18 protein-coding genes are annotated in these 22,073 nt (G+C 62.3%); 5 read left to right on the forward strand and 13 right to left on the reverse strand.

Annotated features, from left to right (window positions below; translation table 11 throughout):
* Position 1 precedes the first annotated feature (1 nt).
* The 3 genes from AD659_RS28445 to coxB form a co-directional block, all read right to left on the reverse strand.
* Positions 2-553 (reverse strand): cytochrome c oxidase assembly protein, encoded by a 552-nt coding sequence (locus tag AD659_RS28445; protein WP_053126995.1) that lies wholly within the window; start codon positions 551-553, stop codon positions 2-4.
* 117 nt (positions 554-670) lie between these two features.
* Positions 671-2,257, reverse strand: a complete 1,587-nt coding sequence (ctaD, locus tag AD659_RS28450) for a cytochrome c oxidase subunit I (protein WP_053126996.1) — start codon at positions 2,255-2,257, stop codon at positions 671-673.
* A gap of 82 nt (positions 2,258-2,339) precedes the next feature.
* Positions 2,340-3,467 (reverse strand): cytochrome c oxidase subunit II, encoded by a 1,128-nt coding sequence (gene coxB, locus AD659_RS28455; RefSeq protein ID WP_053126998.1) that lies wholly within the window; start codon positions 3,465-3,467, stop codon positions 2,340-2,342.
* A gap of 372 nt (positions 3,468-3,839) precedes the next feature.
* On the opposite strand from coxB, the gene AD659_RS28460 reads away from it, so the two are divergent.
* Positions 3,840-4,490: a hypothetical protein gene (locus tag AD659_RS28460; protein ID WP_014335872.1), complete on the forward strand. Its 651-nt coding sequence runs from the start codon at positions 3,840-3,842 to the stop codon at positions 4,488-4,490.
* A 161-nt stretch (positions 4,491-4,651) separates the two neighbouring features.
* On the opposite strand, the gene AD659_RS28465 is transcribed toward AD659_RS28460, so the two are convergent.
* The 3 genes from AD659_RS28465 to AD659_RS28475 form a co-directional block, all read right to left on the reverse strand.
* Positions 4,652-6,181: a SulP family inorganic anion transporter gene (locus AD659_RS28465; protein WP_053127000.1), complete on the reverse strand. Its 1,530-nt coding sequence runs from the start codon at positions 6,179-6,181 to the stop codon at positions 4,652-4,654.
* A gap of 91 nt (positions 6,182-6,272) precedes the next feature.
* Positions 6,273-7,004, reverse strand: a complete 732-nt coding sequence (locus AD659_RS28470) for a carbonic anhydrase (protein ID WP_053127002.1) — start codon at positions 7,002-7,004, stop codon at positions 6,273-6,275.
* Between the two features lie 199 nt (positions 7,005-7,203).
* Positions 7,204-8,262 carry a PA0069 family radical SAM protein gene (locus tag AD659_RS28475; RefSeq protein WP_053127004.1) on the reverse strand — a complete coding sequence of 353 codons (1,059 nt, stop codon included), beginning with the start codon at positions 8,260-8,262 and terminating at the stop codon, positions 7,204-7,206.
* 182 nt (positions 8,263-8,444) lie between these two features.
* On the opposite strand from AD659_RS28475, the gene AD659_RS28480 reads away from it, so the two are divergent.
* Positions 8,445-9,125, forward strand: a complete 681-nt coding sequence (locus AD659_RS28480; protein WP_053127006.1) for a phosphatase domain-containing protein — start codon at positions 8,445-8,447, stop codon at positions 9,123-9,125.
* Here AD659_RS28480 and AD659_RS28485 read toward each other — a convergent pair.
* From AD659_RS28485 to prlC, 3 genes are all read right to left on the reverse strand, one after another.
* Complete coding sequence (locus AD659_RS28485; RefSeq protein WP_053127008.1) at positions 9,101-11,116, reverse strand: M3 family metallopeptidase; 2,016 nt, start codon at positions 11,114-11,116, stop codon at positions 9,101-9,103. The genes AD659_RS28480 and AD659_RS28485 overlap by 25 nt on opposite strands.
* A gap of 115 nt (positions 11,117-11,231) precedes the next feature.
* Complete coding sequence (locus tag AD659_RS28490; RefSeq protein ID WP_018600854.1) at positions 11,232-11,510, reverse strand: YheV family putative zinc ribbon protein; 279 nt, start codon at positions 11,508-11,510, stop codon at positions 11,232-11,234.
* Positions 11,507-13,585 carry an oligopeptidase A gene (gene prlC / locus AD659_RS28495; RefSeq protein WP_167352854.1) on the reverse strand — a complete coding sequence of 693 codons (2,079 nt, stop codon included), beginning with the start codon at positions 13,583-13,585 and terminating at the stop codon, positions 11,507-11,509. The genes AD659_RS28490 and prlC overlap by 4 nt, the downstream gene beginning before the upstream one ends.
* 72 nt (positions 13,586-13,657) lie before the next feature.
* Between prlC and AD659_RS28500 the strand changes: the two genes are divergently transcribed.
* Positions 13,658-14,203: a gamma carbonic anhydrase family protein gene (locus tag AD659_RS28500; protein WP_053127010.1), complete on the forward strand. Its 546-nt coding sequence runs from the start codon at positions 13,658-13,660 to the stop codon at positions 14,201-14,203.
* Between the two features lie 165 nt (positions 14,204-14,368).
* On the forward strand, positions 14,369-15,019 hold the full coding sequence (locus tag AD659_RS28505) for an HAD family hydrolase (RefSeq protein WP_053127012.1): 651 nt from the start codon (positions 14,369-14,371) through the stop codon (positions 15,017-15,019).
* Between the two features lie 232 nt (positions 15,020-15,251).
* Here AD659_RS28505 and AD659_RS28510 read toward each other — a convergent pair whose 3' ends face one another.
* From AD659_RS28510 to aspA, 4 genes are all read right to left on the reverse strand, one after another.
* Positions 15,252-16,244 carry an AraC family transcriptional regulator gene (locus tag AD659_RS28510; protein WP_053127014.1) on the reverse strand — a complete coding sequence of 331 codons (993 nt, stop codon included), beginning with the start codon at positions 16,242-16,244 and terminating at the stop codon, positions 15,252-15,254.
* Between the two features lie 105 nt (positions 16,245-16,349).
* A complete protein-coding gene (locus AD659_RS28515; protein WP_053127015.1) occupies positions 16,350-17,354 on the reverse strand; it encodes an asparaginase in 1,005 nt (334 codons plus the stop codon).
* Positions 17,355-17,486: 132 nt separating this feature from the next.
* A complete protein-coding gene (locus tag AD659_RS28520; RefSeq protein ID WP_053127017.1) occupies positions 17,487-18,938 on the reverse strand; it encodes an alanine/glycine:cation symporter family protein in 1,452 nt (483 codons plus the stop codon).
* A gap of 488 nt (positions 18,939-19,426) precedes the next feature.
* Positions 19,427-20,851, reverse strand: coding sequence for an aspartate ammonia-lyase (gene aspA, locus AD659_RS28525; RefSeq protein WP_053127019.1), 1,425 nt, complete (start codon positions 20,849-20,851; stop codon positions 19,427-19,429).
* Positions 20,852-21,031: 180 nt separating this feature from the next.
* On the opposite strand from aspA, the gene AD659_RS28530 reads away from it, so the two are divergent.
* A complete protein-coding gene (locus AD659_RS28530) occupies positions 21,032-21,949 on the forward strand; it encodes a LysR substrate-binding domain-containing protein (RefSeq protein ID WP_053127021.1) in 918 nt (305 codons plus the stop codon).
* Positions 21,950-22,073 lie beyond the last annotated feature (124 nt).

Raw genomic sequence — 22,073 nt, forward strand, 5'->3', positions numbered from 1 at the left:
GCTATCGGTCAGTGTTTAGAGCCACCGGTGGATGACGAGCGGTGATGTCGAACAGCGTGTAGGACAGCGTCAGATGCTTCACTTCCTTGGGCATGTCCCGGTCAACGATGAAGCGCATGGGCATTTCGATGCGTTCGCCGGGTTGCAGCACTTGCTGGGTAAAACAAAAACATTCGGTCTTGTGGAAATACGCCGCCGCCGTGCTCGGCGAGATGCTCGGCACCGCCTGGGCGCTCATCGGCCGGTCGGTGGGGTTGTGGGCGACGAACACCATCTCGTTGACTGCCCCGGGCTTGACCACCAATTGGTCGCCCTTGGGGTAGAAATCCCAAACCATGTCCACGGCATTGGTCGACAGGAACTGCACGCGCACCTGCCGTGACTCATCGACGACCTGCTCGCCTTCGTACTGCCCGCCGGTCTTGCCGTTGATACCGAACGCCTTGCACATCACGTCGTAGATCGGCACCAGGGCAAACCCGAAGATGAACATGGCCACCACCACTAGCAGCAGGCGGGTGACCAGTTTCTTCAGCGAAATCGAATCAGCCATGGATGCAGCTCCTTGCACCGAGCCCTGTGGGAGCGAGCCTGCTCGCGATGGCGGTATGTCTGACACACCGAGTCGCATCTATCGCGAGCAGGCTCGCTCCCACAAAAGCTGCGGTGTTCATTTCACTTCCGGCGGCGTAGTAAACGTGTGATACGGCGCCGGCGACGGCACGCTCCACTCCAACCCTTCGGCCCCATCCCACGGCTTGGCTGGTGCCGGCTCGCCGCCGCGGATGGTCTTGATCACGATGAACAGGAAGAAGATCTGCGTGGTGCCGAACATGAACGCGCCGATGGACGAGACCATGTTGAAGTCGGCGAACTGCAGGTTGTAGTCGGGAATCCGCCGGGGCATGCCCGCCAGGCCGACGAAGTGCATCGGGAAGAACGCCATGTTCATGCCGATGAAGGACAGCCAGAAGTGCAGCTTGCCGAGGGTTTCGTCGTACATGTGGCCGGTCCATTTCGGCAGCCAGTAGTAGGCCGAGGCGAAGATCCCGAAGATCGCGCCGGGCACCAGCACATAGTGGAAGTGGGCGACCACGAAGTAGGTGTCCTGGTACTGGAAGTCCGCCGGGGCGATGGCCAGCATCAGCCCGGAGAAACCGCCGATGGAAAACAGGATCACGAACGCCACGGCGAACAGCATCGGCGTCTCGAAGGTCAGCGAGCCTTGCCACATGGTGCTGGCCCAGTTGAACACCTTCACCCCGGTGGGCACGGCGATCAGCAGGGTGGCGTACATGAAGAACAGCTCGCCCACCAGCGGGATGCCGACCACGAACATGTGGTGCGCCCAGACGATGAACGACAGGAACGCAATGGCGGCCGTGGCGTAGACCATCGAGGTGTAGCCGAACAGCGGCTTGCGCGAGAACGCCGGGATGATCGAGCTGACCGCACCGAAGGCCGGCAGGATCATGATGTACACCTCGGGGTGGCCGAAGAACCAGAACACGTGCTGGAACAAGACCGGGTCACCGCCACCGGCGGCACTGAAGAAGCTGGTGCCGAAGTGGATGTCCATCAGCATCATCGTCACGCAGCCGGCCAGCACCGGCATCACCGCGATCAGCAGGAACGCGGTGATCAGCCAGGTCCAGACGAACAGCGGCATTTTCATCAGGGTCATGCCGGGGGCACGCAGGTTGAGGATGGTGGCGACCACGTTGATCGCGCCCATGATCGAGCTGATGCCCATCAGGTGGATGGCGAAGATGAAGAACGTCACGCTTTCCGGCGCATAGGTGGTTGAGAGTGGCGCATAGAAGGTCCAGCCGAAGTTCGGCCCGCCCCCCGGAGTGAACAGCGTCGACACCAACATCAGGAACGCCGCCGGCAACAGCCAGAAACTGAAGTTGTTCATGCGCGGCAAGGCCATGTCCGGCGCGCCGATCATCAGCGGGATCATCCAGTTGGCAAGGCCGACGAACGCCGGCATCACCGCGCCGAAGACCATCACCAGGCCGTGCATGGTGGTCATCTGGTTGAAAAATTCCGGCTGGACAATCTGCAGGCCGGGCTGGAACAGCTCGGCGCGGATCACCATGGCGAACGAGCCGCCCAACAGGAACATCGAGAAGGCGAACCACAGGTACAGCGTGCCGATATCCTTGTGGTTGGTGGTCAGTACCCAGCGCATCAGGCCCTTGGCGGGGCCGTGGGCGTGGTCGGCATGACCGTGGTCATCGATCACAGCACTCATGTCCTGTCTCCTTCGAACGAGTGGGCTGGGCGGCCCGGGGCGCTGAGCCCCGACCGGTTGCGAGAACGATCGTCAGGCCGGCTCATTGGCTTTCTGCCTGTTTGAGTTCCAGCACTTCTTTAGGCGTCACCATGTCGCCCTTGTTGTTGCCCCAGGCGTTGCGTTCATAGGTCACGACCGCGGCGATATCGACTTCCGACAACTGTTTACCAAAGGCGGCCATGGAGGTGCCGGGTTTGCCGTGGAAGACGATGTTCAGGTGATCCTTGATCGGTCCGGTGGCGATCTTCGAGCCCTTGAGCGCCGGGAACATCGGCGGCAAGCCCTGGCCTTCGGCCTGGTGACAGGCCACGCAGGTGGTGTGATAGACCTTGTCGCCACGCTCGACGAGTTCTTCGCGGGTCCATTCCTTGCTGGTCAGCTCTTTCAGCTGCGCGGCTTCGGCCTTGCGTTCACCGAGCCATTTCTCGTAGTCGGGCTTGCTCTTGACCTCCACCACGATCGGCATGAAGCCGTGGTCCTTGCCGCACAGCTCGGCGCATTGGCCGCGGTACAGGCCGGGCTTGTCGACGCGGGTCCAGGCTTCGTTGACGAACCCGGGGATTGCATCGCGCTTGACCGCGAAGGCCGGCACCCACCAGGAGTGGATCACGTCGGCGGACGTCACCAGAAAACGCACCTTGGCATCGACCGGCAGCACCAGCGGCTTGTCGACTTCCAGCAGGTAGTGCTCGCCCTTGGCGCTCTGGTTATGGATCTGTTCGGCGGGGGTCGCCAGATTGCTGAAGAACTCGACGTCCTGGCCCAGGTACTTGTAGTGCCACTTCCACTGGTAGCCGGTGACCTGGATATCGATGTCCGACTCACTGGAGTCGTACATCTTGATCAGGGTCGCGGTGGCAGGAATCGCCATCAGCACCAGGATCACGAAGGGCACGATGGTCCAGAGGATTTCGACGCGGGTGTTTTCGTGGAAGTGCGCGGCATTCTGGCCGGTTGAGCGGCGGTGCATCATCATCGACCAGAACATGGCGCCGAAGACGATGATGCCGATGACCACACAGATCCAGAAGATGGTCATGTGCAGGTCGAACACTGCGTTGCTGATCTGTGTCGCTCCAGGCGCCATATTCACAGTCCAGGCCGCTTGCGCCTGACTGAAAATCGACCACAACAGGAGGCCCATCCATACGTGTGGATGTCGCGTCATTGCGGGTTCCCCTTATCGTTCTTGTTATCCCGTAGGCGTAAAGCCTGCGGCAAGGGATCGGCTATTCAGACTGCTTAATTGACTCGCCGCGCCTTGCTGCACATGCAATCGGGTGTCATCAGCTAACTCCATTCCAAACCGAGTATAGACAGCACCTGCAACCTCGCAACGCGATGGCGTAAATCGTTTGAAACAGCCGGGGCTTGCGCTAGAGCCCACGAATGGAGAAGGATGCGAACTGTGTGATGGCAAACCGATATAACTGTGACGCAGCAAGGATGAGGCGGTTATGAAAAATAGGTCTTAGGAGTGTTTTTGCGCCAGCTAAGTTATGTCTTCCCTATTTCATTGCCTTTGTTTCCTGGAGTTGTCATGAACACCGCCGCATTGCGCGAGCAGATCCAAAAAGCCCAACAACACGAAGCCGAGACCGGCCAATTGACCCGTCAGCTGGAGGCCCAGTTACCGCATCTGCATGCCGCGATCCAATTGCCAGACATCGACGCGAAGGGCGTCATGACCCGTTTTGTCACCGCTTACATCGAGCAAGTGCCGGACCTGCTGGACGCCGCCAACGAGGTGGCCCGCGAAGCCGGGATCGAATCGCAGATCAAGCCCGTGCTGAAAATCGCCGAACAGTTTTTCCTGCAGCCACCGAAGTTGATGGAGGGCCACGTGGGCCTGGACAGCCTGCTGGACGAGGCCTACCTGGCCCACCGGTTGGTGGAGGAGGTGAACGATTTGTACATCAAGCACTTCAGCCAGCCGCTGATCCCGCTGGACATGACGGTCGCCAACCTGATCGCTCACCACCTGATCGGCGAACCGTTCGCCAACCAGCTGGACGAAGCCGTGCATCACGCCGTGGATGAAATGCTCGACGAAGACAGCTTTGCGCTGGAGTCGGTGGAGTCTTACCGGGAGAAACTCGGCAGCCCGGACACGGGCGCGGCCTGGAAGCGCTGGCCTTGCCTGTCGCGCCAGTTGGGCGTTGGGCTGGAGCTGGATCAGCCGGCGGCTTGATCCTGCTGAAACACACAACCCCTGAGGGTGTTCACAATCATTGTGTTCACCGCAAAATCCTGTGGGAGCGAGCCTGCTCGCGATAGCGGTTGGACATTCAACATTGATGTCGACTGATCCACCGCCATCGCGAGCAGGCTCGCTCCCACAAGGGCTGTGGATTACCCCGCCGCTGCACCCACCCCTACGGTAGTCCGCAACCGCCCTTCCAACCGGCGCTTGAGCCCGCGGGATTCGATCAGCAGCTTCGACCCCTTGCTGGCATTCGCCCGGCCCCATTCTTCCAGCAACTCCAGGCACGAGTGATCGATGTAGCTCAGGTTATTGAGCGGCACATGCACGGTCGCGCCCGTCGGGATGGTGCCCAGCACTTGGGTCAGCGCCGGCACTTTGAGGAAGGTGGCGGCCCCGACCAGTCGCAGTTCCATCTCGCCTTCCTGGGGCAGGTCGATCAGGCTGATTTTCAGGCGCGAGGCTTTCCAGGCCAGTTTCACCAGGGTCAGGCCGAAGCCGATCAGCACACCCGTCAGCAGGTCGGTGAAGATGATCGCCAGCGCCGTCGCGGCGTAGGTAAACATCGGCATCCGGCCATAACGGCCCAGGCTTCGAAACGCCTTGAGGTCCACCAGTTTGAAACCGGTGTAGACCAGCACACCCGCCAGGCTCGCCACCGGAATGCTTTGCAGCACGCTGGACAGCAACAGCACGAACAGCAGCAACCACAGGCCGTGGAAAATCGTCGACATCCGCGTGGTGGCGCCGGCCTGGACGTTGGCTGAGCTGCGCACGATCACCCCGGTCATTGGCAAGGCGCCGAGCAGGCCGCAGAGCATGTTGCCGATGCCTTGCGCCGACAGTTCCCGGTCGAAGTCCGCACGCTCGCCGCTGTGCATGCGATCCACGGCGGCTGCCGACAACAAGGTTTCGGCGCTGGCGATGAAGGCGACCGCGAACGCGGCGATCAGCAGCGTCGGATCAGCCAGGTTCAGCAGGTCCGCCGGGCGCAGCCAATCAATGGCTTCGGCCAGGTTCTCCGGAACCTCCACGCGCTTGACCTGCAAGGCCAGCATCAGGCTGGCGACGGTCGCCAGGCCCACACCCAGCAAGGCGCCCGGAATGAAGCGCAGGCTGTGGGGGCGAAGCTTTTCCCACAGCCACATCACCGCAATCGTCGACAGACCGAGCAGGCCGGCCTGCCAGCCGAAGGACGGCAATGCCTGGGCCACTGCCGCCGGGAACGCCGCCAGGTTATCCAGCCCTGACGGCTTGGGCGCGGCGTCGAGCATGACATGGACCTGGGACAACACGATCAGCACGCCGATACCGGCGAGCATCCCGTACACCACGGCAGGTGCGGTGACCCGGAACCAGCAGCCCAGGCGAAAGCGCCCGGCCAGCAATTGCAGGAGACCGGCCAGCAACAGGATTGGCCCGAGCATGGCCACGCCATGCTGGCGCACCAATTCGAAGACCAACACCGCCAACCCGGCGGCCGGGCCGCTGACTTGCAGCTTCGAGCCGGCCAGGAAACCGACTACCAGACCACCGATGATGCCGGTAATCAGGCCCTTGGCCGGTGGCAGGCCGGAGGCGATGGCAATGCCCATGCACAGGGGCAGCGCCACCAGGAACACAACCACCGAAGCCAATAGCTCCCGTGGCAGAACAGCTTTTAGTTGAGCAGCACGCATGGCGACTCTCCCGAAGTTTCTTCAGGCATGGCGAGGCCCTACCGCGCAAATAGCGGTAAGGCTTGAACCACACAAGGATGATTAGGAGTGGTTAGAAGCGCGCTTTGGGCGTCGCCACCGGTATCGGATGGCTGCCATCGAGCGGCAGGAAACGTCCCTGGTCCGCGTCAAAGGCTTTGATCTCGCTGGTCTCGATGTTGTACACCCAGCCATGGATGAACAACTGACCGCTGGCCATGCGCGATGCGACCGAGGGATGCGTTCGCAAGTGCTGCAACTGCGCGATCACGTTCTCTTCGGTGAGGATGGGCATGGTCTGTTTTTCATCGCCGCACGGACAGTTGTCGTGGACCATGGTCTTGGCCACTTCGGCGTGGCGCAGCCAGGCTTTTACCGTGGGCATTTTTTCCAGGGTGTCCGGGTTCAGCACGGCACGCATGGCGCCACAGTCGGAATGGCCACAGACAATGATGTGCTGCACACCGAGGGCCAGCACGGCGTATTCGATGGCGGTGGAGACGCCGCCGTTCATCTGCCCATAAGGTGGAACGACGTTGCCGACGTTACGGGTCACGAACAGGTCGCCGGGGGAGCTATGGGTGATCAACTCGGGCACGATGCGCGAATCGGCGCAGGTGATGAACATCGCCCGGGGCGCCTGGGCGGTGGCGAGTTTCTTGAAGAGTTCTTCCTGCTGGGGAAAGATCTCGTGATGGAAATGCAAAAAGCCGTCAACAATATGCTGCAGCGCTGCATCGGCGGTTTCCGCCACAGGTTGGGCTGAAGCCGACGCAGCCAACGGCTGTTTATCCTTGTCACTCATGATTCATCCTCTTTTGACGGTATGACGCCAGTGGCTAAAACATCCAGGTCGACATCTTCGACCCGTCAGTCACTCGCTGAACAAGGTAGCGGCCGAAACTTAACTCAAACTGAAATCGAAGGCTCTAGGACAACGATTCCAGAGGTGGCGAAACACTGGCGCAGCTCATGTCCAGTGGCCTTTCCAGAGTCAACTTTAATCAAATCAACGACATCTGTCGGCCCGGCGGACAGAAGGCATCGCAATCGAGATTGTAGCCGTCGCGGCGCTCCAGCCCCAGGCGCTTGAGTGCCTTGGCAAATCGCTGGGCCAGCAAGTCGGCGAACGGACCTTCGCCGCGCATTCGCGCCCCGAAGCGGCTGTCGTACAGTTCGCCACCGCGGCTCTGGCGCACCAGGCTCAGCACATGGGCGGCGCGTTGCGGGTAGTGCGCCTGCAGCCACTCCTCGAACAGCGGCGCGACTTCCAGCGGCAGGCGCAGCATGACGTAGGCGGCATTCTGCGCGCCGGCGGCGTGGGCTTCGGCCAGCAGGCTTTCGATCTCGCTGTCGTTGATCATCGGGATCATCGGTGCGCAGAGCACACCCACGTTGATGCCTGCCTCACGCATGACCTTGATCGCCCGCAATCGCGCCTTGGGCGCCGCCGCGCGGGGCTCGAGGATACGCTTGAGCTCATCGTCCAGGGTGGTGAGGCTGATCATTACATGCACCAGGCGTTGCTGCGCCAGCTCGGTTAGCAAGTCCAGGTCGCGCAGGATCAGCGAGCCCTTGGTGACGATGGTCACCGGATGCCGATAACGCAGCAGCACTTCGAGGATCCGGCGGGTTATCCGTTGTTCGCGTTCGATAGGCTGATAGGGGTCGGTGTTGGACCCCAGTGCGATCGGCGCGCATTGATAGCCGCGGCGGGACAATTGCTCTTCCAGCACGTCGGCGGCATTGGTCTTGGCGATCAGCTTCGTTTCGAAATCCAGCCCTGGCGACAGGTCCCAATAGGCATGGCTGGGCCGCGCATAGCAGTAGATGCAACCGTGTTCGCAGCCTCGGTACGGGTTGATCGAGCGGTCGAACGGGATATCGGATGAGGTGTTGCGGGTAATGATGGTCTTCGCCGTTTCGATGCGCACTTCGGTGCCCTGGGTCGGCGGGACTTCCTGATACCAGCCGTCATCTTCGACCACCGAGCGACTCGGGGCGAAGCGGTTGTGCGGGTTGGCGGCGGTGCCGCGGCCGCGCGGTGGAAGGGAGGCTGGCATGGGAGTACTCCGTAGGCTGTATGTACATACAGTATTCGCTGTGTTCGATTAAGGCCAGTGCCATTCGGCAGCGCAAATAGCGGATCAACCTTCACAACGCTTTGACGTTCCGCTCACGGGCTTTTAACCGGAGCGAGCCGACACTCCATCTCCCGTATCCCTTCGTTCTCGGTCGTCCGTGCATGCTCAAGCTCTGTTCCCGTTCACTGCTTTGCCTGGTCCTGCTCATCGGGCTGGCCGAGGCGCCCGCCCAAGCGGCCGATTCCACTGAGGCGAGGCCCGCTGAGTGGGCGCAGCCAGTGGGTAAGCAATACAACCTCTACCAGATGTCGCCGACGCTCTACCGCAGCTCGCTACCGGACGGCGGCGCGGTGCCCTTGCTGACCAAGCTCCGGATCGGCACGGTCATCACCTTCCTGCCGGAGTCGGACCAGCGCTGGTTGTCCGCCCCCGGCATCGAGCAGGTGCAATTGCCCTATCGCACCAATCACGTCGACGACAGCGACATCCTCAGGGCCCTGCGCGCTGTCCAGGCGGCCGAAACCAAGGGGCCGGTGTTGATGCACTGCAAGCATGGCTCGGACCGCACCGGGTTGGTGGCCGCCATGTACCGGGTGGTGGTCCAGGGCTGGAGCAAAGAGGACGCGCTGAACGAAATGACCGAAGGTGGCTTCGGTGACAGCCATCACTTCAAGGACGGGGTGCGCTACATGATGCAGGCCGATGTCGACAAACTCCGCGTGGCGTTGGCGAACGGTGATTGCAGCACCAGTGTGTTTGCCCTTTGCTCCCTGAAAAGTTGGGTCAACTCGACCACCATGGCCCATCACCTGGACCCTCAGGCGGTGCTTCCCGAGCGATGATCGTCATGCGCGAGAAACGCCTGGATCGATTCCGCCAGCGGTCGCGAGTCGCCCGGCCCGAAAATCATCTCGCGCAGCGCCCGCCCGGTTGCTGGATTGAACAGCCCGTCGCGTTCGAACTTCTGGAACACGTTTCTGGCCAGTTCTTTCGACCAGGCATAGGCATAGATTCCGGCCCCATAGCCAGTCACCAGATAGTCCAGGCCATTGGGCCAGCGCTCGTTTGCGGATACCGGCAGATGCCCTATTTGCACGCTGACATGATCGAACACCTGCTGGGCGGTGCGTCCGTCGTCGTGGCTGCGGTGCAATTCCATGTCGAACAGCGCATCGCGCAAGAACAGTGCGGTGTCCCAACTGGTCTGGGTATTGAGGTAAAGCAGCAACTGATCGGCGATGTTGTCCGGCAGGGGCTCGCCGGTCTGGTGATGTTTCGCTACACGGAGCAGGCAGGGCTTGGTAAAGCACCATTGCTCGAACAGTACCCCGGCAAACTCGGCGGTATCCCGGGAAAGCTCGGTGATGCCCGAAACGTCGCGGTATTCGGCCTGGGTCAAGACGTGATGCAGGCAGTGGCCGAACTCATGGAAAAGGATTCGCAATTGCCGATGATCCAGCAACACGGGATTTGTACCTGAGCCGCGCGGCAACCAGCCATGTAAAACGGCGATAGGGTGACGCGGTCGGCCTTCGGCGGTGATGCGGCGGTTGCGCAGGGTGGTGGTGTTGGGAAAACCGTCCTGGTGCGCCACTTCAAACGGGTCAAAATAGAGGTAGCCAAGGGTCTCGTCCCGTTCGCGAACTTCAAAAAGCCGCACGTCTGGGTGCCAGGTCGCCACATCCCGGCGTTCAACGATGTCCACGCCGAACAGGTCCTTGGCGATCAACAGCAGCTGTGAAAACGTCGATTCCAGCGCAAACCAGGCGCTGGCGGCCTGTTCTGAAACTCCTGCCGTTTGCCGCCGCAGCTTTTCGGCCAGGTATTGATAGTCCCAAGGCTGCAGCCCGCTGAAACCTTGCGTTACGGCAAAGGCCTCCAGTCGCTGGGCGTCCCGAGTAAAGACCTGGCGCTGCCGTGCGAGCCGCTCGTGCAGGAACGCCATGACCTGTTCCGGCGATTCAGCCTGCTCTGGCTCGATGGCCATTTGCGCGTAATTCGAATAGCCCAATAACGCGGCGTACTGGTGACGATCCCTGAGCAATTGCGCGAGCACTTCGCCGTTGTCGAACACGCCGGCCAGTGGCCCTTGATCCGATGCCCGTGTGCTGTAGGCGACATACATCTGTCGGCGCAAGAGGCGATCGTCAGCGTAGCGGGTGACGACGCGAAACGATTCCTCATTGAGCGTCAGCAACCAGCCGTTGCGCCCGGCTTCACGGGCCTGGTCGGCCAGGCGTTGTCTGAAAGATGCCGGCAGGCCAATCAAGCGGGCCTCATCGTCAAAGGTCTTGCTCCAGGTTTTATTGGCTTCGTGCAGGTGTTCCATGAATAGGCTGCGGGCGCCCTGGATACGTAGTTTCACGTCTTGCAGGTCGGCCTGGGCGGTAGCGCCGAAGCCATTGTGGCGAAGCTCCCGGAGGATCTTTTCCAGCGCTCTTGTTCTCGCCGGTGAGAAATGCCGGGCGATCTGGCTGTTCGCCAAGCGCTGGTAGAGGTGAAACAGTTCGGGGTTTTGCCTCAGCGACCGTTGGTAATCGTGAAGTCGTTCGCGACAGTCGAGCGACGCCTGTGTCCAGGCGTCGCCTGTCCGGGTCAAGGTCAGCCGCTCCAGCACATAGCCGAAGCTCTTCAAGCGGGCGTGGATTTCGTCCATCGCCAGCACGAGGTCGTCCCAGGTGGGAAACGGTGTCTGGGTCTTGATGATCTCGGCCACTTGAGCGCGGCTCTCGGCAATGATCTGGTCGAGGGCGGGTGAGAAGTGCCTGGCTTGGATCTGGGAAAAGGGCGGCAGGTCATGGGCCTGCAACAGCGGATTGTCATCGGCGGGCATCGGAAGCCTTCCATGGACTGAACGGGATGAACAGTCTGGGCAGGCCGGGGGACGGCATGGCGGTATATATGTATCGCTTCCGGGCCGTGGGGCCCGGAAGGTGATACTGGATCATTCAGTCGGTTTTTTTCTTCAACTTGGGGTTGGGGAAAAACTGCACCGCCTGGACCTTGGCGTCCGGCGCCTTGAGCGCCGAGGTGTTGACCCGGGTGCCCAATTCCTTGGGCACCGACAGGCCTTGCTCGTTGAGCGTGTCGGAATAACCGCAGGCCACGCACTCGCGGTGCGGCACGCCGTCTTCGTTCCACATCATCAACTTGTCCGGTTCGCTGCAGGCCGGGCAGACCGCCCCGGCGATAAAGCGTCGCTTGGTAATCACAGGCCCCTCACTCATGCTGCCGCGTCCTCGGTCAGGCCGCTATGGCGCAAGAGTGCGTCAATCGACGGCTCACGGCCACGGAAGTCGACGAACAGCACCATCGGTTCCTGGGAGCCGCCACGGGCCAGGATCGCCTCGCGGAAGGCGCGACCGGTGTCGGCATTGAGCACGCCGTCTTCTTCGAACTTGGAGAACGCATCCGCCGAGAGCACTTCCGCCCACTTGTAGCTGTAGTAGCCCGCCGCATACCCGCCGGCGAAGATGTGGGCGAAGCTGTTGGGGAAGCGGTTGTAGGCCGGCGGACGCATGACCGACACCTCGTCACGCACGCCTTCGAGCACTTGCAGCACGCTGCGGCCATCGCCGTGGGTGGCGTGCAGCTCGAAGTCGAACAGCGAGAACTCCAACTGACGAACCATCATCAGGCCGGACTGGAAGTTTTTCGCCGCGAGCATTTTTTCCAGCAGGTCCTGGGGCAGCGGTTCGCCGGTCTCGTAGTGGCCGGAAATCAGCGCCAGGCCTTCAGGCTCCCAGCACCAGTTTTCCATGAACTGGCTCGGCAGCTCCACGGCATCCCAGGCCACGCCATTGATGCCGGACACACCAGCGTGTTCGACGCGGGTCAACAGGTGGTGCAAGCCATGGCCGAACTCGTGGAACAGGGTGGTGACTTCATCGTGGGTCAGCAGCGCCGGTTTGCCGCTGTCGGCCGGGGTGAAGTTGCACACCAGGTTGGCGACCGGGCTTTGCAGCACGCCGTCGAAGGTGCGGCGACGGTCGCGGGCACCGTCCATCCAGGCTCCGCCACGCTTGTTGGCGCGGGCGTAGAGGTCGAAGAAGAAGCGGCCGACGTGCTGGCCGTTCTCCTTGATCTCGAACAGGCGCACGTCCGGGTGCCAGGCGTCGAAGCCTTTCAGTTCGGCGATTTCGATGCCATAGAGGCGCTGGACGATGGCGAACAGGCCGCTCAATACCTTGTCGATCGGGAAGTAGGCGCGCAGGGCTTCCTGGGCCACGCTGTAGCGCTGCTGGCGCAGTTTTTCACCGTAGAAACCGCTGTCCCAGCTTTGCAGGTCGGGGCAGCCCTGCTCGGCGGCATAGGCTTTGAGCTGTTCCAGATCCAGGGCGGCGAACGGCTTGCTGCGCTTGGCCAGGTCACGCAGGAAGCTGAGGACCTGATCGCTGGATTCGGTCATCTTGGTCGCCAGGCTCAACTCGGCGAAGTTGGCGAAACCGAGCAGTTGGGCCAGTTCCTGGCGCAGGTCGAGGATCTGCTCCATCACCGGGCCGTTGTCGTTCTGGCCGGCATTCGGGCCTTGGTCCGAGGCGCGGGTGCAGTAGGCGGCGTAGACTTCTTCACGCAGGGCGCGGTCTTCGGCGTAGGTCATCACCGCGTAGTAGCTGGGGAATTCCAGGTTGATCAGCCAGCCGTCCAGCTCCTTGGCCTGGGCAGCGGCGGCCATTTGGGCCTTGGCCGAGTCGGTCAGGCCGGCAAGGGCGGCTTCGTCTGTGACGTGCTTGGTCCAGGCCTGGGTCGCGTCCAGCAGTTGATTGGAGAAGCGGCTGCCCAGCTCGGACAGTTTGCTCTGCACCTCGGCGTAGCGCTTCTGCTGCTCGGGCGGCAGGTCGATGCCCGACAGGCGGAAATCGCGCAGGGAATGTTCCAGGATGGTTTTCTGCGCCACGTCGAAGCCGGCGGCTTCGGGGCTGTTCGCCAGGGCTTCGAAGGCCTGGAACAGCTCGCGGTTCTGGCCCAGCTCGGTGGAGTAGGCACTCAGCGCCGGCAGGCAGGCCTCGTAGGCCTCGCGCAGTTCCGGGCTGTTGCGCACGGCGTTCAAATGGCTGACCGGGCTCCAGGCCGCGCCGAGACGATCATTGAGCTCGTCCATGGCCAATACCAGGCCGGCCCAGGTAGGCTGTTGGACTTGGGTCTTGAGAATTTCGGCAATGGCCGCGCGGTTGTCCGCCAGGATCTGCTCGATGGCCGGTTGCACGTGCTCGGCACGGATCGCCGAGAATGGCGGCAGGTCATAGGGCTGCAAAAGAGGGTTGTTCACGCTCACGGTCGACACCTTGGCTGGAAGAAACATCGGCCCATCTTAATTACAATCGGCGTTCACCGCAGCTAGCAGCGCCTATCACCGGATAAGAGAGAGCCTATCGTGACCCTTCGCACGTACCAGAACCACAGCCCGCGGCTTGCCCGTGGGGCTTTTGTCGACAGCACCGCGGTGGTGATCGGCGACGTCGAAATCGGCGAAGACAGCTCCGTCTGGCCGCTGACGGTCATTCGCGGCGACATGCACCGCATCCGTGTCGGTGCGCGCACCAGCGTCCAGGACGGTTGCGTGCTGCACATCACCCACGCCGGGCCGTTCAACCCGGATGGCTTCCCGTTGCTGATCGGCGACGACGTGACCATCGCCCACAAGGTCATGCTCCACGGTTGCTCGGTGGGCAGCCGGATCCTGATCGGCATGGGCAGCATCGTCATGGACGGCGCGGTGGTCGAAGACGATGTGATCATCGGCGCCGGCAGCCTCGTACCGCCGGGCAAGCGCCTGGAGAGCGGCTTTTTGTATGTGGGCAGTCCAGTGAAACAGGCCCGGCCGCTGACAGACAAGGAGCGCGCGTTCTTCACCTACAGCGCGGCGAACTACGTGAAGCTCAAGGACCTGCACTTAGCCGAAGGTTACGACCAGCCTTGATGGGTTCGTTACTGTTCCTACTTGTTTGATTCATCGTGGCGAGGGAGCTTGCTCCCGCTTGAGCGCGAAGCGCTCACAAATAATGGGTCTGCCGCGTCCGAAGCGTCGGACCGGCCCAGCGGGAGCAAGCTCCCTCGCCACGTGATGCCACTGCCAGGACCTGCCATGCACTACCAGACCGTACTCTTCGACCTCGACGGCACCCTCACCGACCCCCGGGAAGGAATCACCCGCTCGATCCAGTTCGCCTTGAGCAAACTGGGCATCGACGAACCCGACCTGACCCGCCTCGAACACTTCATCGGCCCGCCGCTGTTGCAGGCGTTCATGCAGTTCTACGACTTCGACGAAGCGAAGGCCTGGGAGGCGGTGAATTTCTATCGTGAGCGCTTCAAGGTCACCGGCCTTTACGAAAACCGCGTCTTCGACGGCGTGATGCCGTTGCTGGATACCTTGGGTGGCCAAGGGCGCCAGTTGTACATCGCCACCTCAAAACCCTGGGTCTTCGCCCGGGAAATCGCCCGCCACTTCGACTTCGCCCGGCACTTCAAGGTGATCTACGGCAGCGAACTGGACGGCACCCGCACTGACAAAGTCGAGCTGATCGCCCACCTGCTGGCCGAAGAAGGCCTCGACCCGGCCAGCACCCTGATGATCGGCGACCGCAAACACGACCTGATCGGCGCCCACAGCAATGGCCTCGATGCGGCGGCGGTAGGGTATGGGTTCGGCAGCCACGAAGAACTCAGCATCGAGGGCCCGGCGTATCACTTCCAGACGGTGGATGAGTTGCACCAAGCGTTTTTGCGGCGTTGACTGGATCGCGATGGCGGCAGCACAGACACCCCCGACCTCAAGGCGTCCACTGGTGGCGAGGGAGCTTGCTCCCGCTCGGCGGCGCAGCCGTCGTAAGCTCGCTGATGCGGTTTGTCTGTGGAAATGCGTTGTCTTTTTGGGGCTGCTGCGCAGCCCAGCGGGAGCAAGCTCCCTCGCCACAGGGGTTAACCCTATCCCGGTCCACAAAGGGGGTATAGATGAACGCGACGCCTCAGGCCCTGAACTGGCTGGGCGCCACGCCGCTCCAGCGCACGAAGGCATGGCGGAAGCTGGCGGTTTCGCTGAAGCCCAGTCGTTCGGCGATTCGATAGATCGGCAGTTGGTCCTCGCAGAGCATCTGCTTGGCCCGCTCGAAGCGCAGTTCGTCCAACAGCTCCTGGTAGCTGCAGCCCAGGTCCTTGAGGTGGCGACGCAAGGTGCGCGCCGAGCAGTTCATTTGTTCGGCCAGGCCCTCCAGCCCTGGGGCGGCGTCGAGTTGGGCGTCGAGCAACTGGCGGATGCGCCCCAGCCAGGCCTGGCGTCCGGTGAACTCGGTGTTCTGCCGGCGACAGCGTTCGGCCATGGCGTGATGGGTGATGGGGTCGGCCAGGGGCAAGGGGTGTTCCAGCCAATGTCGCTCGAAGGCGAATGCATTGTCGACGCAGTCGAAGCGCACCGGGCAGTCGAAGAGCTCGGTGTAGCGTGCCTGGTAATCGGGCGCCGGGTGTTCGAAGCGAGCCGCGTGCAACGGCAGCGCATGGCCGAGGAGGTCATTGCAGATCACCCTCAACGAAACCATGCAGAACTCGGCATTGAACACCGCCAGGGCCGGGTTCTCCCGATAGTCGCTGGCGCTGAACCAGATGTGCTCGCCGTCATCGTCCAGGTTCAATTCGAAGAGTGTTCCCAACAGCGCCGGATAACGCAGTGCCAGGCGCAAAGCGTCACCTAAGGTGGCACTGGTGAGCAGGGCATAGCCGAGCATGCCGTAGGACGAAACGTGCATGCGCAGGCCCAGTTCCAGGCCGATGTCGCGCTTGAGGGCCACGGCGTTGGCGCAGACCTGCATCTCCTGGTTGGTGGTGATGCGCGTATCGGCCCGGCTCAGGTCCGCGGCGCTGATGCCGCTGCCGGCCAACAAGGCATCACTGGACAGCCCTTCGCTTTTAAAGGTGCTCAGTACCAGTGAAACGGCGTTGAGGGTGGTGAGGTGGGAATGCAGCATGTCCGTTTCCAGCCTGGGGAGGCTGGAAATGGAGCAAGTTGCATGCCGAGCGGTGTTTGCCAGGACACCACAAAAGCTCCTCACCACAAGTCGATGCAGGTTCGATCAGCTCAGCTCGCCACACAGGTCCAGCTCTACCAGCCGCCGAACCTCTTCCACCGGCAGCCCCGCGCCAATCAACGCCTGCAACTTGCCGAACGCGGCCTCGCGGGTCATGCCGCCGCCGGAGAGCACGCCCACGCCGCGTAAACGACTGCCAGCCTCATACACATCCAGCTCGACGCCACCTTCATGGCATTGGGTTACCGCCACGACCACTACGCCGCTGTCCCGCGCCCGCTCGAGGCTGGCGAGGAAGGCCGGGTTGTCGCTCGGCCCGGTGCCGCTGCCGTAGCACTCCAGCACCAGGCCCTGGATGCCGCTGCCCAGCAGGCCATCGAGGACTTGGGCGCTGATGCCGGGAAACAGCGGCAGCGCCGCGATGTTCGCCAGTTGCTTGGGCTGGTTGTAGTTCAACTGAACCGGCAGGGACGACGCTGGGGTGCCGCCGCCCTGGCGTTCCAGGCGCTTGAACGGATGACGACCAAAGCTACGCACTTTCGCGCAACGGGTCGGCGCCAGCAGCTCGCCGTGGAAGTACAGGTGCACGCCCGGCGCCAGGCCCTGTCCGAGGGCGACCAGGGCGCCGCTGAGGTTTTCCCAGGCGTCACTGTCGGTCACGCCGGCGGGCAGCATCGAGCCGGTGAAGCAGACCCGCGCATGCAGGCCCAGCAGTTGGAAGCTCATTGCCGCCGCGCTGTAGGCCAGGGTGTCGGTGCCGTGCAGGATCAACACACTGTCGCAGCCCTGCACATCCACGGCGTCGACCACCGCTTCGCGCAGTTGCTGCCAATAGGCCGGGGTCATGTTGGCGCTGTCGATCAGCGGCGTCATTTCCCGGAAGCGCCATTGCGGTATGACGAGTTCGGGCTGGCTGTGCAGGTAATCGCGCATCCGCGCTTCGAAACCGGATGCCGGGGCCAGGCCGTGGGCGCTGGCCTGCATGCCGATGGTGCCGCCGGTGTAGAGCACCATGACGTGCTGGGCGGCAGGGTAGGTCAAGGAATTCATGGTTGTTCTCCGAGGACGAAAACGGCGGCTTGGGTCAGCCGCCACAACATAAGGCCGAGCATGACGCCGACCTTACGCTGTGTCACGCCGGGCGCAGGGGGTGCGCCCGGTTTTTTACGAACAGCCTGCCGATCAGCGTTGCGCTGCGGCCACGCCAGCAGTCGCGGCGTCAGGTTTGGCAACCGGCGCCGACGGGGTGGCTGGCCACGCCTTGCGGTCCAGGTCCAGGTCCGGGAACTTGCTGGAGTCGAACACTGGAACCTTGATGCCGGCCGAACGCTGGTCATCGTAGTCACGCAGGATGCGCATGCCGACCTTGAACAGCAGGAACAGCGCGATCAGGTTCACGAACGCCAGCAGGGTCATGGTGATGTCGGCGAACGCGAACACGGTGCCGAGGTTCTCGATGGCGCCCCAGAAAATCAGGACCAGGACCAGGGCGCGGTAGCCCATCAGGACCTTGCGATTGTCACCGATCATGAAGCGCAGGTTGTTCTCGCCCAGGTAGTAGTTGTAGAGGATCGAGGTGAACACGAACAACGACAGGGCCACGGAGATGAATATCCGGCCCCAGTCACCCACGACGGCCGCCAGGGAGTTCTGGGTCAGGGCAATGCCGTCGCCTTCGAAGCCTGGGGTGTAGAAGCCCGACAGCAGGATCAGCAGCGCGGTGCAGGTGCAGATCACGAAGGTGTCCAGGAACACGCTGAACGCCTGGACTACGCCCTGGGCGACCGGGTGCTCGACCGACGCGACGGCGGCAACGTTAGGTGCACTGCCCAGGCCGGCTTCGTTGGCGAACACGCCACGCTTGACGCCCATGACGATGGCGCTGCCGATCAGGCCGCCGAAGGCCTGGTCCAGGCCGAAGGCGCTCTTGACGATGGTCACCAGCATGCCCGGTACATGTTCGAACTGCAGCACGATCACATAGAGGGTCACGGCGATGTACGCCAGGGTCTTGACCGGTACCAGCAGGTCGGCAACCTTGGCGATGCGCTTGATCCCACCGATGAACACCAGGCCCAGCAGCACCGCCAGGCCCAGGCCCGTGTAGGTGGTGTCAAAGCCGAAGGCGTTGTTCAGGGAGTGGGTGACCGCGTGGGCTTGCAGGCCGTTGAAGGCGAAGCCGAAGGTCACCAGCAGCAGGAATGCCATGATCATGCCCAACCAGCGTTTCTGCAGGCCGTGCTGGATGTAATAGGACGGGCCGCCACGGTACTGGCCTTCGGCGTCGCAGCGCTTGTAGAGCTGGCCGAGGGAGCATTCGAAGAAGCTGCTGGACATGCCGACCAGGGCGGTCACCCACATCCAGAACACCGCACCGGGACCACCGAGGGTCACGGCGATGCCGACACCGGCGATGTTGCCCGCGCCGACACGGCCGGCCAGGCTGAGCATCAGGGCCTGGAAGGAGCTGAGCTGGTCAGTGCTGCTTTTCAGGCTGTCACGGAACACCGTGAACATGTGGAAGAAGTGACGGAACTGGACGAAACGCGAGCGGATCGTGAAGTAGCCACCGAGCCCGACAATGAGCACGATCAGCACTTTCCCTGATAGGAAGTCGTTGATGACTTCGAGCATGAGTATTCCTCGCTGTTTTTTGTTTAAGCAAATGCTGGCCATTTGGAAACATCGCGTTACATCAGTCGGCGCGCGGCACGACAGATGCGGCGATTTTTCGTCCCGGTCCATTTTCGCGGGTTTGTTATTAGTTCGGTTTTCGCATGTTTAAAGGTCTCGTTGCGGACGACCGCTCATGCGAAGAGGGGCGGCACTATACCTATCAGTGCGGTGCCCGTCTGCACAGTTGTGGTGCGTCCGACGAAGCGGACCCTTTGAAACACCTGGCCTTGTGGTCAGGTTCTTGTGGGGGTGAGCCTGCTCGCGTTGGCTGGCGACGCGGTTTACAACGGGCAGCGCATCGTCGTTTATCGCGAGCAGGTTCCTTCCCACAGGTTCGGTCATCCTTGGCAGCTATCAATTAAAAAAAGGGCTTGGGGAAGATCCCCAAGCCCTCAAAAGGTGAGAGGTGTCTAGTCCCTCGACCTGGTGAGCGGTGGCCGTGTCGATCACGCTTTGAGCGGGACCAGACGCGGAGCAATCATGTTTTCCGGGCGCAGGATGTCGTCGAGCATGGCGTCGTCGAGCAAGCCTTCTTCGCGCACCAGTTCCAGCACGCCGCGGCCACTTTCCAGGGCAACACGGGCGATGCGGGTGGCGTTTTCATAGCCGATGTACGGGTTCAGGGCGGTAACCAGGCCGATCGAGTGCTCGACCAGCTCACGGCAGCGCGCTTCGTTGGCGGTGATGCCGACGATGCAGTGCTCGCGCAGCATGTCCATGGCCCGTTGCAGCAGGCGGATCGAGTCGAAGATCTTGAAGGCGATCAGCGGCTCCATCACGTTCAGTTGCAGTTGGCCGCCTTCGGCCGCGATGGTCAGGGCCAGGTCGTTGCCGATGATCTGGAACGCCACCTGGTTGACCGCTTCCGGGATCACCGGGTTGACCTTGCCGGGCATGATCGAGCTGCCTGGCTGGCGGGCCGGCAGGTTGATTTCGTTGATGCCGGTGCGTGGGCCGCTGGACAGCAGGCGCAGGTCGTTGCAGATCTTCGACAGCTTGACCGCGGTGCGCTTGAGCATGCCGGAGAACAGCACGAAGGCGCCCATGTCGGAGGTGGCTTCGATCAGGTCGGCGGCCGGGACCAGCGGCTGGCCGCTGATGGTCGCCAGGCGCTGTACGGCCAGGGCCTGGTAGCGCGGGTCGGCGTTGATGCCGGTGCCGATGGCGGTGCCGCCCAGGTTCACTTCGGTGAGCAGCTCAGGCGCCAGGGTTTTCAGGCGCGCCAGGTCTTCGCTCAGGGTCGTGGCGAAGGCGCGGAATTCTTGGCCGAGGGTCATCGGCACGGCGTCTTGCAGTTGGGTGCGGCCCATCTTCAGGACGTGGCTGAATTCTTCACCCTTGGCCGCGAACGCCTGGATCAGGCTGTCGAGGCTGGCCAGCAATGCGTCGTGACCCAGCAGCAGACCCAGGCGGATCGCGGTCGGGTAGGCGTCGTTGGTGGACTGCGCCATGTTCACGTCGTTGTTGGGGTGCAGGTACTGGTATTCGCCTTTCTGGTGGCCCATGGCCTCCAGCGCGATGTTGGCGATGACTTCGTTGGCATTCATGTTGGTCGACGTGCCGGCGCCGCCCTGGATCATGTCCACCACGAATTCATCGTGGAAATCGCCGCGGATCAAACGTGCACAGGCTTCACTGATGGCGGCGTGCTTGGCTTCGCTGAGCTGGCCCAGTTCGCGGTTGGCGTCAGCGGCGGCCTGTTTGACCATTGCCAGACCGACCACCAGCTTGGGGTAATGCGAGATCGGGACGCCGGAGAGACGGAAGTTGTTTACCGCTCGTAGGGTCTGGATGCCGTAATACGCTTGCGCCGGTACTTCGAGTACGCCAAGCAGGTCTTTTTCTGTGCGGAATGATGCAGCGGAGGACATGACGGAAATCATCTCGATAAGGACCCGGTCTGAGCCGGAACGCTGTGGATCCTAGGCTCTCGTGAAAAATAGGGCCAATGCTGTTAAACACTGGCCTATGCATATTCGGCATAATGCCGGTGTGACGCCGACGGTGCGGCGAACGTGTGACCTGTTTTGGTGCGTGTAGGGGAGGCGGTGATGAATCTTGAAAGCAAATGGCTTGAGGACTTCAGTGCCTTGGCCGCTACTCGCAGTTTTTCCCAGGCGGCCGAGCGGCGCTTCGTGACGCAACCGGCGTTCAGCCGGCGAATCCGCAGCCTCGAGGCAGCGTTGGGGCTGACCCTGGTCAACCGCTCCCGTACGCCCGTCGAGCTGACGGCGGCGGGGCAATTGTTCCTGGTGACGGCGCGGACGGTGGTCGAGCAACTGGGCGAAGTGCTGCGCCATTTGCATCACCTGGAAGGCGGGCAGGGCGAAGTCATCCAAGTGGCCGCTGCCCACTCCCTGGCGCTGGGCTTCTTCCCACGCTGGATCGCGCAACTGCGCAACGAAGGGATGAACATCGCCACGCGCCTGGTGGCGACCAACGTCGGCGACGCGGTCCACGCCTTGCGAGAAGGCGGCTGCGACTTGATGCTGGCCTTCTACGATCCGGATTCGGCCATGCAGATGGACCCGGAAATCTTCCCGTCGCTGCACCTGGGCCAGACCGAAATGCTCCCGGTGTGCGCCGCCGATGCCAACGGCAACCCGCTGTTCGACCTTGAAGGCGAGGCGAGCGTGCCGTTGCTGGCCTACAGTGCCGGGGCGTTCCTCGGGCGTTCGGTCAACCAGTTGTTGCGCCAGCGGGCGCTGCGGTTCACCACGATCTACGAAACGGCCATGGCCGACAGCCTGAAAAGCATGGCCCTGGAAGGCCTGGGCATCGCCTGGGTACCGCACCTGAGCGTACGTGCCGAACTGGCCCGGGGCGAACTGGTGATCTGCGGCGGCACGCAATGGCACGTGCCCCTGGAGATCCGCCTGTACCGCTGCGCCCTGGTGCGCAAGGCCAATGTGCGGTTGCTGTGGCGCAAGCTTGAAGGCGGTGTGGCGCAGGGTGCTATCGGATCTTGAGTCCAACGCAGTCCCCTTTGTGGGATTTGTAGTGTTCCGGCGCTGACCTGCGAGTCAATAAAACCGCCACTTCTCGCCAAATGACAGATGGTCGGCGAAAGTGCGTTTAACGCACCATTTTCGG

It is taken from the genome of Pseudomonas thivervalensis, assembly GCF_001269655.1.
GTDB classification, from domain to species: domain Bacteria; phylum Pseudomonadota; class Gammaproteobacteria; order Pseudomonadales; family Pseudomonadaceae; genus Aquipseudomonas; species Aquipseudomonas thivervalensis.